Origin of the sequence: Microbacterium sp. dk485 (assembly GCF_004570445.1) — a bacterium.
GTDB classification, from domain to species: Bacteria; Actinomycetota; Actinomycetes; order Actinomycetales; family Microbacteriaceae; genus Microbacterium; species Microbacterium wangchenii.
The window spans coordinates 95,314-109,102 of record NZ_SPQW01000003.1 but is presented as its reverse complement, the minus strand read 5'-3'; the positions used below and the strand labels follow the sequence as shown (position 1 = coordinate 109,102).

General features: G+C 68.9%; 12 protein-coding genes. 11 read left to right on the top strand and 1 reads right to left on the bottom strand.

What is annotated here, in order from left to right:
• From E4V99_RS17680 to E4V99_RS17640, 10 genes are all read left to right on the top strand, one after another.
• Positions 1 to 1,695 (top strand): hydantoinase B/oxoprolinase family protein, encoded by a 1,695-nt coding sequence (locus tag E4V99_RS17680; RefSeq protein WP_135118073.1) that lies wholly within the window; start codon positions 1 to 3, stop codon positions 1,693 to 1,695.
• A 34-nt stretch (positions 1,696 to 1,729) separates the two neighbouring features.
• Complete coding sequence (locus tag E4V99_RS17675) at positions 1,730 to 2,734, top strand: sugar ABC transporter substrate-binding protein (RefSeq protein ID WP_167758152.1); 1,005 nt, start codon at positions 1,730 to 1,732, stop codon at positions 2,732 to 2,734.
• 133 nt (positions 2,735 to 2,867) lie between these two features.
• Positions 2,868 to 4,319, top strand: a complete 1,452-nt coding sequence (locus E4V99_RS17670; protein ID WP_209305654.1) for a sugar ABC transporter ATP-binding protein — start codon at positions 2,868 to 2,870, stop codon at positions 4,317 to 4,319.
• An 8-nt stretch (positions 4,320 to 4,327) separates the two neighbouring features.
• Positions 4,328 to 5,314 (top strand): ABC transporter permease, encoded by a 987-nt coding sequence (locus tag E4V99_RS17665; protein WP_135118070.1) that lies wholly within the window; start codon positions 4,328 to 4,330, stop codon positions 5,312 to 5,314.
• Between the two features lie 50 nt (positions 5,315 to 5,364).
• Positions 5,365 to 6,762, top strand: coding sequence for a hypothetical protein (locus E4V99_RS18530; protein ID WP_167758151.1), 1,398 nt, complete (start codon positions 5,365 to 5,367; stop codon positions 6,760 to 6,762).
• Positions 6,647 to 7,738, top strand: a complete 1,092-nt coding sequence (locus E4V99_RS17660; protein WP_167758150.1) for a DUF917 domain-containing protein — start codon at positions 6,647 to 6,649, stop codon at positions 7,736 to 7,738. Before E4V99_RS18530 ends, E4V99_RS17660 begins: the two co-directional genes overlap by 116 nt.
• A 95-nt stretch (positions 7,739 to 7,833) precedes the next feature.
• The gene (locus E4V99_RS17655) at positions 7,834 to 9,195 is read left to right on the top strand and encodes a PucR family transcriptional regulator (RefSeq protein ID WP_135118068.1); all 1,362 of its coding nucleotides are present in this window, start codon (positions 7,834 to 7,836) and stop codon (positions 9,193 to 9,195) included.
• Between the two features lie 26 nt (positions 9,196 to 9,221).
• The gene (locus E4V99_RS18665) at positions 9,222 to 9,689 is read left to right on the top strand and encodes a GAF domain-containing protein (protein WP_245233240.1); all 468 of its coding nucleotides are present in this window, start codon (positions 9,222 to 9,224) and stop codon (positions 9,687 to 9,689) included.
• Positions 9,686 to 10,912 carry an amidohydrolase family protein gene (locus E4V99_RS17645; protein WP_245233239.1) on the top strand — a complete coding sequence of 409 codons (1,227 nt, stop codon included), beginning with the start codon at positions 9,686 to 9,688 and terminating at the stop codon, positions 10,910 to 10,912. Before E4V99_RS18665 ends, E4V99_RS17645 begins: the two co-directional genes overlap by 4 nt.
• Complete coding sequence (locus tag E4V99_RS17640; protein WP_135118066.1) at positions 10,909 to 12,306, top strand: leucyl aminopeptidase family protein; 1,398 nt, start codon at positions 10,909 to 10,911, stop codon at positions 12,304 to 12,306. Before E4V99_RS17645 ends, E4V99_RS17640 begins: the two co-directional genes overlap by 4 nt.
• 37 nt (positions 12,307 to 12,343) lie before the next feature.
• Here E4V99_RS17640 and E4V99_RS17635 read toward each other — a convergent pair whose 3' ends face one another.
• Complete coding sequence (locus E4V99_RS17635) at positions 12,344 to 12,712, bottom strand: RidA family protein (protein ID WP_167758149.1); 369 nt, start codon at positions 12,710 to 12,712, stop codon at positions 12,344 to 12,346.
• Positions 12,713 to 12,827: 115 nt separating this feature from the next.
• On the opposite strand from E4V99_RS17635, the gene E4V99_RS17630 reads away from it, so the two are divergent.
• Positions 12,828 to 13,784, top strand: a complete 957-nt coding sequence (locus E4V99_RS17630) for an ornithine cyclodeaminase family protein (protein WP_209305653.1) — start codon at positions 12,828 to 12,830, stop codon at positions 13,782 to 13,784.
• The last annotated feature ends 5 nt before the right edge of the window (positions 13,785 to 13,789 follow it).

Below are 13,789 nucleotides of genomic sequence, written 5' to 3'. Positions count from 1 at the left end.
ATGGCATCCACGGTTCTTGACCCCACGGTCACTGTCGACCCGGTGACCGTAGAAATCCTCCGCAACGCGCTGACCAGCGCCGCCGAGGACATGAACGCCACCCTCATCCGGTCGGCGTACTCGATGATCATCTACGAAGGCGGCGACTGCGTCGTGGCGCTGCTGGACCAGAACCATCAGGTCCTCGGGCAGTCGGCGGGCCTCCCGCTGTTCCTCGGCAACATCGAGACGTGTTCGAAGGCGGTCGAGGACAAGTACGGCCGCGACGTCTGGCGCGAGGACGACGTGTGGATCCTCAACGACTCGTACATCGGCGGCACGCACCTCAACGACGTGACGATCTTCGCCCCGGTGTTCGTCGACGGCGAGCTGGTGGGCTTCTCCGCCACCCGCGCCCACTGGATGGACGTGGGCGGCAAGGACGTCGGCGCATCGATGGACTCGATCGACATCTTCCAGGAGGGGTTCCGGATGGGCCCCGTGAAGCTGATCGAGGCGGGCGTCGAGACCGACGTCGTCGAGCTGATCCAGACCAACACCCGGTTCCCGTACCAGACCATCGGTGACATGCACGCCATGGTGGCTGCGCTGCGGATGGGCTCCATCCGCATGCAGGAGCTCGTGCGCAAGTACGGCCTGGAGGTCATCGAGGCGGCGCGTGACGAGATCTTCCGCCAGACCGAGGAGCTCGAGCTCGAGCGGGTGCGGCAGATCCCGGATGGCGTCTACACCGCCGAGGGCGTGCTCGACAACGACGGCATCAACCTCGACACACCCATCCCGATCAAGCTGAAGGTCACCGTGTCGGGCAACCAGATGGAATTCGACGTCACCGAATCCGCTGACCAGACGCAGGGGCCCGTGAACTGCGGCGTCGCGCAGGCGATTTCCGCACTCCGCGTCGGGTACAAGATCCTCGTCAGCCCCGAGACCAACTCCAACGGCGGCTCATTCCGGCCTCTCACGGTGAAGGTGCGCGAAGGCTCCGTCCTCGGCGCCGTCGCGCCGGCCGCGTGCCAGTGGTACTTCTCCCACCTCGGGATGCTGATCGACATGGTCTCGCGTGCCCTCGCGCCCGCGCTCCCCGATCGTGTCGCGGCGGCCAGCCACGGTGATTCGATGATCATCACCAGCGCCGGCTTCGACCCGCGCGTCGGACGCAACTGGGTCTCGATGGAGGCCACCCTCGGCGGATGGGGGGCGTGGGAGGGCGAGGACGGCGAGTCCGCCCTCATCAACAACGTCAACGGCTCGCTGCAGGACTTCCCCATCGAGATGGTCGAGACCAAGTGGCCCTTCCGCATCCGCGAGTACTCGATCCGCACCGACTCCGGCGGCGCCGGTCAGTGGCGCGGCGGCAACGGGGTCATCCGTGAGTACGAGTTCCTCGCCGATGGCGTGGTCGGACTGTGGTTCGAGCGATCGAAGACCCCCGCGTGGGGCCTGTTCGAGGGTAACGACGCGGTCGGACCCGAGGTGATCGTCAACCCGGGCAAGCCCGATGAGATGCGCACCCTGAAGATCAACGCGCACCCCGTCAAGAAGGGGACGGTCGTGCGGCTCACCGTCGGCGGCGGCGGCGGCTATGGCGACCCCGCCCGGCGCGATCACGAGGCGGTCCGCTACGACGTCGAGAACGGCTACGTCTCGGCCGAGCGGGCTCTCGCCGACTACGGCTACAGGCACTCCTCCTGAATCACCCGAAAAACACAAGAGAAACGGCACTGCCATGAAAAAGAAGTACCTTGCACTTCCCGGGCTCCTTCTCGCCTCCGCCGCCGTGCTCGCCGGCTGCAGCGGCGCAGCCTCTGAGCCCGCATCCGGGGGCGGTGAAGACGAAGCGCTGAGCATCGGGTTCTTCGGCTTTGCAGCCGCGAACTCCTTCGCTCAGGGTGTTTACGACGGCGTCGAAGCCGCCGCCGAAGAGAACGGCGCGACCGCGGAGTTCGTCGACTCTAACTTCGACGGGCAGCTGCAGGCGCAGCAGATCACCGACGCCACCACGTCGGGCCAGTACGACATCATCATCATCCAGGCCAACGACAACCTCGTGGTGCAGAAGCCCCTCGAAGATGCCATCGCCGCCGGCATCACGGTCGTCGTGGAGTTCACGGCGGTCGGCCCCGACTTCGAGACCATCGAGCCGCAGATCGAGGGTGCCATCTCGATCGTCGACCCTGCCGTGACCAACGGCGTGAAGCTCGGCGAGATGGGTCTGCTGGCCTGCGAAGAAGCCGCATCGGACCCCTGTCAGGTCGCTTACATGGAAGGCTCCCGCGCCCTGCCGTTGGACAACGCCCGCACCAAGGCTGTCGTCGACACTCTAACGGCAGGCGGCGCCGAGGTCGTGGCGCAGGTCGAGGGCGGCTACACCGCCGACGCCGGCCAGGCGGCGTTCCAGGACATCATCACGGCAAACCCGGATGTCGATGTGGTCATCGGTTCCTCGCAGGCGGTGGGAGGCGCGCGCCTCGCGGCCGGCGCCGACAGTGACGTCAAGTTCATCGGCAACGGCTCTTCGCGTCAGGCGGTCCAGGCCGTGCTCGACGGTGAGTGGTTCGCTGCGTACGCCCTCGATGTGTACCTCAACGGCTTCACGGCTGCGGAGCTTGGGATCAGCAAGCACAACGGCGAGGACGTCGAGGTCGCCATCTCCGAGCCCGACCTCACCCCCAGCAAGGGCATCGGCACCGCCGAAACCCTGAAGGACTTCGTCGCCACCTACGACGACTGATTCGGCCCGCGTCGACCGGGCCCGCCGTCGCGGCGGGTCCCGTCGACCGGTCATCCGCATCCGCATCCGCAAAGGGGAAACAGTGACTCCGTCGGCGACACAAGAGAAGACCCCGCTCCTCGGGCTCGAAGCGGTGGGAAAGTCTTACAACGGCATCTCCGTGCTGCGCGACGTGTCCCTCGAGATCGCGCCCGGCGAGATCCACGGCCTGCTCGGAGAGAACGGCGCAGGAAAGTCCACGCTGCTGAAGATCCTCGGCGGCGCCATCACGGCCGACGCGGGCTCCGTGACGTTCGACGGCGCCCCGACGCGCCTGGGCACTCCGCGCGACGCGATCGCGCACGGGGTCTCCCTCATCGCACAAGAGCTCGCGCTCGTGCCGCAGCGCACAGTCCTGGAGAACGTGTTCCTCGGCCGTTGGTCGCAGGCGGGCGGGGTCGCGACGCCGGCCGCCGATCGACGGCTATTCGACGCCCTGTGCGCCGACAGCGGGTTCGATCTCGACCCGCACGCCAGAGTCGACTCGCTTCCGCTCGGCAAGGCCCAGCAGGTGGAGATCCTCAAGGCGCTGGCCCGCGGCTCTCGCATCCTCTGCCTCGACGAGCCGACCGCCGCGCTCGGCGAGGCCGAGACCGAGCAGCTTCTCAGCGTTCTGCGTGTGCTCGCCGCGCGCGGGACGACCGTCATCATCGTCTCCCACTTCCTCGACGAGATTCTCGGGATCGCCGACCGCATCACGGTGCTCCGCGACGGCGCGCAGATCGCCACCGACGATGCGTCCGCCCACACGACCGAATCCCTCGTGCGCCTCATGGTCGGCCGCGAAGTCGCCGCGCTGGCCCGCAGCCCGATTCCCGTGCCGCCCGGTGCACCTGTCGTGCTCCGCGCCGAGCATCTCACCACCGACCGCATCACGGACGTGAGTTTCGACGTGCATGCCGGTGAGGTGCTGGGTCTTGCCGGCCTCGTCGGAAGCGGCCGGTCCGAGACCCTCCGTGCCATCTTCGGGGCCGATCGCATCCGGTCAGGCTCCCTCACGATCGACGGGACGCGCGTGCGGACGGGATCGATTCGCCGCATGATCGCCCGCGGACTCGCGCTGGTCCCGGAGTCGCGCAAAGACAGCGGCTTGATGCTGGGGCGAGACGCGTCCGAGAACATCGCGCTCCCGTCGCTCGGGGCGCGGCAGATCGGAAGCGTCGTGCGCCGCGGCACCGAGCATGCCGCCGTGAATCGGGTCGTGACCACGGTCGACGTGCGTGGCAGCGTTCGACACGTCCCCGTGGGCGCGCTGTCGGGCGGAAATCAGCAGAAGGTGCTCTTCGGGAAGTGGCTCGTCGAGCCGCCCCGCGTCTTTCTGATCGACGAGCCCACCCGCGGCGTCGACATCAACGCCAAGGTCAACATCCACAACCTCATCCTCGATCTCGCCGCGGCGGGGACGGCCGTGATCGTGGTGAGTTCCGAGCTCGAGGAGGTCATGGCGCTCTCCCACCGGATCGTCGTCATGTGTCGAGGACGGGTGGCCGCCGAGTTCACGAGCCCCGCCGCCCGCGAAGACATCCTTTCCGCCGCCTTCCTGTAGGAGAAACCGTGAGCACTGGAACATCAGAGACCGTCGTCGTCCGGCGTCGTAAGCGGATCGACGTGAAAGATTTCGGCATCCTCGGCGGCCTGGTCGCCATTGTGGTGTACCTGAGCCTGGCGACCAACACGTTCCTGACCGGGCAGAACATCGTCAACTTGCTCGATCAGGCTGTGGTGATCGGGCTTCTCGCCGTGGGTGCGACCCTGTGCATCGTGTCGGGGGTCTTCGATCTCTCGGCCTCGGCCAACCTCGCCGTCTCCGCCATCGCAGGGGTGTTCCTCACGGCGCATTTCGGTGTCGCGGGCGGCTTCGTCGCGGCTCTTGTCGTGGGTGCCATCCTGGGTGCGATCACCGGCACCCTGATCGTCGTCACGCGGGTGAACTCCTTCATTGGCTCGCTGGCGGTCAGCATCATCTACCGGGGAGTGGCGATCGTCCTCACGGGAGGGGCCATCGTGGCCGTACCCGCCGATCAGCTCGCGGAGTTCCGGGTGTGGGCGCTGCCGGTGTTCGCCGGGATCTCCGGCGGCACCATCCTCCTCGCCGTCGTGGCGCTCGTCCTCGGCTTCGTGCTGTGGGGCACGACCTTCGGTCGTCGCATCTACGCCGTCGGCGGCAACGAGGAGGCGGCGCGGCTGAGCGGTGTGCGCACGCCCCTCATCCACATCTCCGTCTTCGCCATCAACGGCGTGTGCGCCGCAGCAGCAGGGATGGTGCTGGCCTCCCGTGCCGGATCGGCGCAGCCCGCGATGGCCATCGGTATGGAACTGACCGCGATCGCGGCCGTGGTCATCGGTGGGACCAGCATCCTCGGCGGTTCCGGCGCCGTGTGGCGGACCGTCGTCGGAGTGATCATCCTCACGGTGATCGGAAACGGCTTCAACCTCCTGCGATGGGATACCACGTATCAGCAGGTGGTCACCGGTGTGCTGATCCTCGTGGCCGTCGCCGGAGACGCGTGGTTGTCGCGGCGATCACGCCGAGCGGGATGATTGAGAGTCAGACTCTTCCCCCTACCCGGAAGGACGCCATGCGGATCGGCGTGCGCGTAACGGTCGCCGAGGTGTCGGCTGCTGCCCTCACCTCGGATGGACGGACGCAGTTCGCCTCGCGTCCCCTCCAGGGAGGACTGACTCGCCCGGTCGCCGCGGTGATCACGGAGCTTCGCCGCGCTCTGGACGAACCCGTCGCCGTGGTGGTATTCGATGTCACGGGGGTGCTGCGGACGGATGCTGACGCTCGCGTGGTGTCGGTGCTGATCGAGCCGCGTCGTCCGCTCCAGCCGCGCCGACATCTGTGGCTCGAGGAGTCCCTTCAGGTGCGGGCGGCTCACGTGCGCGGTGGCCACAATGCGCTCGGGCAGGAGCTGTTCTCGCTGGATGAGGACGCGCTCCTCCGGCTGGCGGAAGACGTCGGCGACGGCGCGCACATCGTCGTCTCCGCCGCAGGTGCGCCGGGCAACGGCGATCACGAACGTCGCGCGGCCGAAGTGCTGCGCGGCGCGCTCGCGCCGGCAAGCATCACCGAATCACGATCGTTCTACGGCGACAGCCTTCTCGTGCGCGAATACACCGCGGTACTCAATGCACTGCTCGGCGCCAGCGCCGAGCGCATCGCCTCCGATCTCGCGGATGCGGTGACGACGTCGGCGGGGGAGAAGGCTCGGGCGCTCGTCGCCACGAATGAGGGGGGAAGCACGCCGCTGACGCGACTGCCGATCACCCCCGTCCACGCGTTCCGCGCCGAGATCGCCAGCGAGATGCTCGGCGCGGCCCTCCTCGGGGGCAGGTCGGACGGACGGGTGATCGTCGCCCACGCCGGCACGGTGCGGATCGCGGAGTTCATCAGCGGTCTTCCTGCGGTGGTCAGCCGCACCTCGCTCCCCGACGGCACATCCCTCGCATCGAGCTTCGCGCACGTCGTTCCGCTTACCCAACTCCTCCTCTCCGGATCGGGGGAGCCGCCCGTCACCGTGCTGGTGCGGGGCGCCGAAGACGCGCTCGTGCCCTTCGGCCTCACCCCCGCCGTCACCACAGACCACGATCTCGTTGCACTCGGTGCGGCGGTCGCCCCGATGTCGTATTGGCACAACCGGGTGGTGAGGGTGACCAGCGCCGCAGATGTGGCGCAGGCGCTGGCAGACGGTGAGGGCACCGCCCGTGCCAACCTTGTGGCGGCCGGAGCGGACCCCGGTCACGTCCACATCCCGGAGTCTCGCGTTCTGGCCACCACGTACGGTGAGGCGCAGATGGTGCGAATACGGGTGCGCGGTGTCGCCGAGACGGCCCCCCGTCCGTGCCGTCGCGCGCCGATCGGAGCGCGGCATGACACGTCGCCAGCTCAGCGCCGGCGACATCGCGCACCTGTGCACGGGAGCGATGTTCGTCGCCCCCACGATCGAACACGCCAGCTGCCTGCAGTATCGCGACATGGCCGTTGAGCTCCTCGAGCGCGACGACCGCAGGCCCGTTCTCGCCACGGTCGACGACCTACCGGCCACCGCGCTGACCGCCTCGATCGGGTTCGTCAACAAAGGACTCATGGTCGCCGAGATGATCCCCGTCGGCGACGAGTTCGTCACCGCTCTGGGTCTCCTCGAGCAGCGGCTCGAAGTGCGACTCGAGGGGATCTTCCCCCTTGCCGCAGCCAGCGTGAATGCCATGGTGCCGGTATACGTGGCGCTTCAGACGGGGCTTCCGCTGATGGACGCCGACCCGATGGGGAGAGTGTTTCCGCTCGTACATCAGACGACGCTCGCGCTCGGCGGCCTCAGCGCAGGGCCGATCGGTCTTACCGGACCGACGGGGGAGACGGCGGTGCTGGACGTCTCTGCCCCCGCACGCGCCGAGCGGTTGGTCCGTGCGATGGCGGCAGAACTGGGCGGCTGGTCGGCGACCGCGTCGTATCCGGTCTCCGCCTCGCAGCTGCAGCAGTACGGTGTGCTCGGAAGTGTCAGTCGGCTGATCGACATCGGGCGAATCCTCAACTCCCCCCAGCACACGCAGGAGAAGTACGCCGCGCTAACGCGCTTGCTGGGGATGAAGAAGGTCATCCGTGCGCGGGTCGCGGAGGTCGAAGGCCTCTCCCGCCCATCGATCCCGGGCATGCCCGACAGTCCGTCGAGTGTCACGCTGGTCGACGAGGCGCAGGGCCGGATCGTGAGACTGGAGATCCAGAACGAGATCCTCATGATGCTCGTCGACGGGGCCGTCCACGCTGTCATGCCCGACATCATCACCATGGTCCGCCCCGAGGACGCGAGCGTTGCCAGCCTCGAGGATCTGTGGGTGGGCAACAAGCTCGATCTGATGTCGTTCCGCGCGGCTGCACCGTGGTACACGCCCGAGGGGCGTGCGCTCGTCGAGCCGATGGCCGTGCGCATCGTCGGTCGCGCACGGGGAGGGCGGTCCGCATGAGCACCTCTCGTCGCGGCGTCACGCTGCAAGACCTCCTGGCCGCGCACAATAGCGCAGGTCTCACCGCTCATCATCTGCCGACGCATGCTCAGCCGGTGAGGGATGTCACTCTCGTCACCGATGTCGACCACATCCTCTCCGTCGGCCCCGACAGCGTCGTTCTTCTCGGAGAAGAGCTCGCCCTCGGCGGCTGGGTCGTCTCGGTCGCGCTGCGCTACGCCTGGGAGCGCAGAGCTGTCGCGCTGATCGTCTCCGATCAATCGGTGTCGGAGACCGTCACCGAACTCGCCCGTCGGTTCGGCGTCGGGCTGTTCACGACCGCGGCCGGCATCGACCGCACGGCGCTCGCCCTGGCCAGGGAACTCGGGGCGCTGGAGGCGGGCGTCTTGACCCGACTGGACGCCCTGCACTCGCGCATCCTGACCGTGACAACGGTGGCGGATCTGCTGTCCTTGCTCTCGCGGGAACTGGGCAGTGCGCGCGTCGACCTCCTCGTCGGGGGCCTTGTACTGTCCTCGGCCGGGGAGCAGCCGGCGGGCGCGGCGGAGATGCGACTGCCCGTCGGCCCGGGCGCCTCCGCCCAGGAACTCGCCGCGTGGGTGCCACCCGCCCAGAATGAGGTCGCGGTGCAAGCGCTGTCGCGTGCCGCGCCCACCGTACGCGCGCTTCTCCTGGAGCAGGAGATCCATGACCTCGCGAACGCGGCCCCGCTGTTGTCGTTCACCGCGCTCACGGGTATCGAGGATCGTGACCTGGACGAGCTTCCCGCTACGACGACGGAGAGGCTGCGCCGGTGGCCGGCGGAGTCGCCGCTGGCGGTGGCCGTCTTCCGCACGCGCGAGGATAACGCGGGGCGGGTCGGCCCGCTCCTCAGCCACTCCTGGCGCACGATGTTCCCCCATGTGCCGTTGGCTCGCACCCGTTCGGCCTGGTTCGGATTCGTTCCGCTGGGCGACTCCTCCGCCGACGTGCTTGCGAAGCTGCGCGATGTGTCGGGCGTAGCGCTATCCGGACTACGAGTCGCGGTCGGCGTCGCCGCGGACACGGCGGGCGGCGAGGAGCATGCCCTCCTTCTCCGGCGTGCCTGGCTGGCGGCCCGCCTCGCCGAACCTGACGGCGAAGCAGTCGAATTCCAGGCGATGGGCCCGGCGATGATCGCCCGGCTCCTCCCCGCCGAGGACGCGCGGGAGATGGCCGAGATCGCGTACCCGGCGCTGGTGGGCGACGCGCACTCCGCAGAGATCGCCGACGCCGTTCTCGCCTACCTGGATTGCGCCGGCTCCGTCGCCGGCGCAGCCGAGCGTCTGGGCATCCACCGCAACACCATGCAGGCGCGCTTGCGCCGGGCCGCCGAACTCGGCGTGCGCCTGGACGATCCCGATCAGATGCTGGCGACGCATTTGCTGCTGTCGGCATTCGCGCGCTCCCCGGCACCCTCAGACCACACCGACTCCTGACCATCCACGAACGGAAAGCACCACCCATGACCTCCCTCTCCCTTCCCGAAGCGGCAGACCAGGCGCGGCAGCGTCTCGGCACCATCCTGTTCACCGTCACGGTCCTCACCCCCGACGGGGGCGAGATCTCCCGCGTGTACTCCACCCACCCCGAGGCCTACGCCATCGGCGGTCGAAAGCGCACCGACCCCAGCCAGACCTCGCCTATCTGGGCAGAGCAGGTCATCGCCGGGCAGGAGCCTTTCCTCGGTGCCGACCGCGAGGCCGTCCGCAGCTTCTTCTTTGACTGGGAGACGATCGAGTCCCTCGGATGCGGCGCCATCGTCAACACGCCGGTGGTGCACGAAGGGCGGACGATCGGGTCGATCAACTTCCTCGGGCCGGAAGGGAGCCTCGACGACGATTCCGTCGCCGTTGCGCTCGAGATCACACACGCGAGCACCCCCGCGGTCGCCGAGGTACGCGCCCAGGTCTTCCCGGAGGTTGCACAGTGACGAATTTCCGCGGCCGCGCTGGTTCCGTTCTCATCCGCAACGGCCTCGTCTTCGACGGTGAGTCGGCCGAACTCTCCGCTTGCGACGTCGTCATCCGCGACGGGGTCATCCTCGCCTCGGACGAGCCCGCGCCCGCCGATGCCGTCGAGATCGACGCGGCCGGCGGCGTGGTGACGCCCGGGTTCATCGACGCGCACCTTCACGCCTACGCGGTGTCGCTCAATCTGCTGAGAAACGAGACCCGCCACCTCAGCTACGTGGCGCTCGCCGCGGCCCAGCGGTTGCGTGCGGCCCTCGGACGCGGGTTCACGACGGTACGCGATGTCGCCGGTGGCGATGCCGGCCTCGCCCTCGCGATCGAGGAGGGACGCTTAGACTCGCCCCGCTACTACTACTCGGGAGCCGCTCTCAGCCAGACCGGCGGTCACGGAGATCCGACGGCGCCGGATGACACGCTGTGCTTCCATTCCGGCCCCGGCCTGGAGATCGTCGACGGCGCGGATGCGCTTCGCGTGGCCGTCCGCAGCCGTCTGCGCGGGGGCGCCCATGTGATCAAGATCATGGCGTCCGGAGGCGTGATCTCTCCGTCGGACCCGCTGCGGATCCCGCAATACTCCCTCGAGGAGATCCGCATCGTGAGCGAAGAGGCGCAGCGGCGGGGAAGCTATGTCGCCGCGCACGCGTACTCGCCGGAGGCGATCAGTCACGCTCTTCAGGGCGGTGTCCGCTCGATCGAGCACGGAAACCTGATGGATGAGGCGACCGCTCGCGAGATGGCAGATGCACACGCCTACCTCGTTCCCACCCTCGCGACCTACGACGCGATGTCACGCCACGGCGAGTCGCTCGGGATGACGGCGGTCGGGCTCGCGAAGAACGCGGAGGTGCTCGACCACGGCAAGGTGGCGATCGAGCGCGCACGCGCCGCCGGAGTCCCCATCGGGTTCGGCTCCGACCTCATGGGCGATCTCGAGACCGAGCAGCTGCAGGGTTTGCGCCTGCAGAGCGAGGTGACCGGAGTGCTCGAACTCCTTCGCAGCCTCACCTCCGTGAATGCCTCGCTCCTGCGCGAAGAGCGTCTGGGGCGCATCGCGCCGGGAGCGGTGGGCGACGTGCTCGTGTTCGCCGGCAATCCGTTCGAGGAGCCCTCCCTGCTGTGGCGAGAAGAGCGTCCGCTCGTCATCCTCGATGGCGTGGCCGTGCCCGGCACGGGTGAGGTATGACGTCGGTCACGGTCCGCGGGGTGTGGCGCGACGAGGTGCCGGAGGGCAACCTCGACGCGCGTCTTCTCGACGGGTTCACCGGCGCCATCGGGCAGTCGCGGGTCGAGCAGGCCGCGGGCGACGTCATCGCCGTGACGGGGCTCGGCGACCGGGAGCGGGCGACGGCGGCGGGACTCCGACTTTCGGCGAGTGCCGCCGCACGACGGATCGCTGCGGCTCTGCCGCAGCATCCCGAAGCTGCGGTATCAGTGGCGTTGACGGTCGACGCGGAATCCTTCGCGTCGACGGTGGATCCGGATGCGGCTCTGGCCGCGGTCGCCGACGGGCTGCTCGCCGGCGGGTACCGGTTCCGGATGACGGGGGCCCGCACCTTCGTCTCCGACGCCGTGCCGGTCGCCTCCGGAGAACTGTCCGGGGTGCCCGGGTGGCGGCGGGGGAGCGCCCTGGGCGCGGCCGTCAACACCGCTCGTGACCTCGTCAATCTGCCCGCGGCCGCGCTGACCCCCGCGGACTTCGCGCGCTGGGCGAAGGAGTCGTTGGAGCCACATGGCGTTGGCGTCGCGGTTCGCGACGCGGAGGAACTCGTCGCGAACGGATACGGCGGTATCATCGCGGTCGGACAGGGGGCCGACAACCCGCCGCGCCTTCTCGAGCTCACCGTGGGCGACGCGTCGCCGGAGTACGCGTTCGTGGGCAAAGGCGTCACCTTCGACACCGGTGGGCTCTCGCTGAAGTCCTCCGATGCGCTGATGGACATGAAATCGGACATGGCAGGCGCGGCGGCCGTGGTTGCAGCGTTCGCGCTGCTTCCCGCATTGGCCCCGGGACGCTCCTTCGCCGCCGTGGTGCCCCTGGTGGAGAACATGCCGGGACCCGGCGCCACACGACCCGGAGATGTGGTGACGCTGCGGGACGGTTCGACCCTGGAGATCCTCAACACCGATTTCGAGGGGCGGATCATCCTCGCCGACGCCCTGGCGAGGGCGGCCGAACTGCACCCGCGCGCCATCGTCGACATCGCCTCGCTCACCTACGCTTCCCGGCACGCTCTCGGGGACGAATACGCCGCGCTCGTCTCGAACGACGATGCCCTGGCGGCCGAGGTCGTCGCCGCGGGCGACCGATCGGGAGACCGGGCATGGCGGATGCCGCTGCAGCCCGAGCTCGAGTACCAGATCCGTTCGGACCTGGCCGACTACAAGAACTTCCCCGGTGTCCCGCATGCCCGGGTGTCCACCGCCGCCCTGCTGCTCAGCAGGTTCGTGGGGGACATCCCGTGGGCGCACCTGGACATCACTGGCCCGTGCTACCGCCACGCCTCTGACGCGTTCGGCGCGGCTGGGGGCACGGGGTACGGCGTGCGTCTGCTGGCAGAGCTGGTGCGCGGTGCCTGAGCGTCCGCCTGAACTCGCCGGGGCGGACGCCGAGCCGTCAGGCGACCACCGCGGTGGCCACCAGCTCCACGCGGTAGCCCGGCGCGAGCGCGGCGCCGTGGGTGAAGCGAGTCGGAAGGTTCTGGCCGATGTGGTCGCGATAGATGCGGTTCATCACGTAGAAATCGGCCATGTCGGTCAGGATCACCTGAATGCGCACGACGTGTGCGAGGTCACTGCCGGCCGCCTCCAGCACCCCGCGCAGATTGGTCAGCGCGAGTGCGACTTCCTCCTCGAAGGACTCCGGAACGGAGCCGTCGGCACGCTCCCCGACCTGCCCGGCGGGAAACACCCAACCGCCGGCGATCGTCGCCGAGCTGAAGGGTGAGCCGTCGGCCCCTGCCAGGCGTGCAACATCCGCGATCATGATTTTCTCCTTCACCACGCCATCGGACCGAGCGTCGGACCGGCGCGGTGAGGTTAGCAAGGCGTAGCCGCCCGCTCTTGGGCGTTTCGCACAACGGCAACGAAGGGACAGGCGAATGAGCATGGCGGATCTGACGTTCCTGGACGAGGAGCAGGTGTTCGCTGCGGTGCCGTGGGCCGAAGCGGTGGCGGCGCTGCGGGCGGCGCTTGTGGCCGGCGTCGAACCGGCCACGCAGCCGGCCCGCGCCGGGGTGCCCGTCAGTCGGGGCGAACTCCTATTCATGCCAGCGGAGCACGAGGGCATGGCGGGGGCGAAGCTGTTGTCCGTCGCGCCCGACAACCCGGCGCTGTCGCGGCCGCGCATTCAAGGGATTTACCTCTTGATGGACGCCGACACGCTCACACCCTGCGCGCTGCTGGACGGCCCCGCCTTGACGACGCTGCGCACTCCGGCGCTCGCCGCTGTGGCCGTGGACGCGCTCGCGCCGCCCGACGCCCACCGACTCGTGGTCTTCGGTGCCGGACCCCAGGCCGAAGGACACATCCACGCCTTCCGCGCGGTGCGACCGATCGACAGCATCCGCGTCGTCGCCCGCAGCCGCGACAGTGCCGATGCACTCGTACGCCGACTGGCCGCACAGGAGATCCCGGCGAGCACCGGAAACGCGGCGGATGTCGCCGACGCCGACCTCATCGCCGCCGCCACGTCAGCCGCAATCCCCATCTTCGACGGCACGCTGGTGCCTGATGGGGCTGTCGTCACCGCGGTGGGGTCGCACCATCCGGATGCTCGAGAACTGGATTCCGGGCTGATGGGCCGATCGACCGTCGTGGTCGAGGACGCCGCCACGGCGGTGCGGGAAGCCGGAGACGTCGTGATGGCGATCCGCGATGGCGCGCTATCGGCCGACCGTCTCGTTTCCGTGGGGGAACTCGTGCGCGATCGCACGCACCCCGCGCGCACGGAGCGGCGACCGGGGCCCGCCGTGTTCAAATCGGTCGGGCAGGGATGGCAAGACCTCGTCATCGCGTACGCGGCGTATACCGCCGCGACCGCTGCGCTTCAGGACTGAATCGA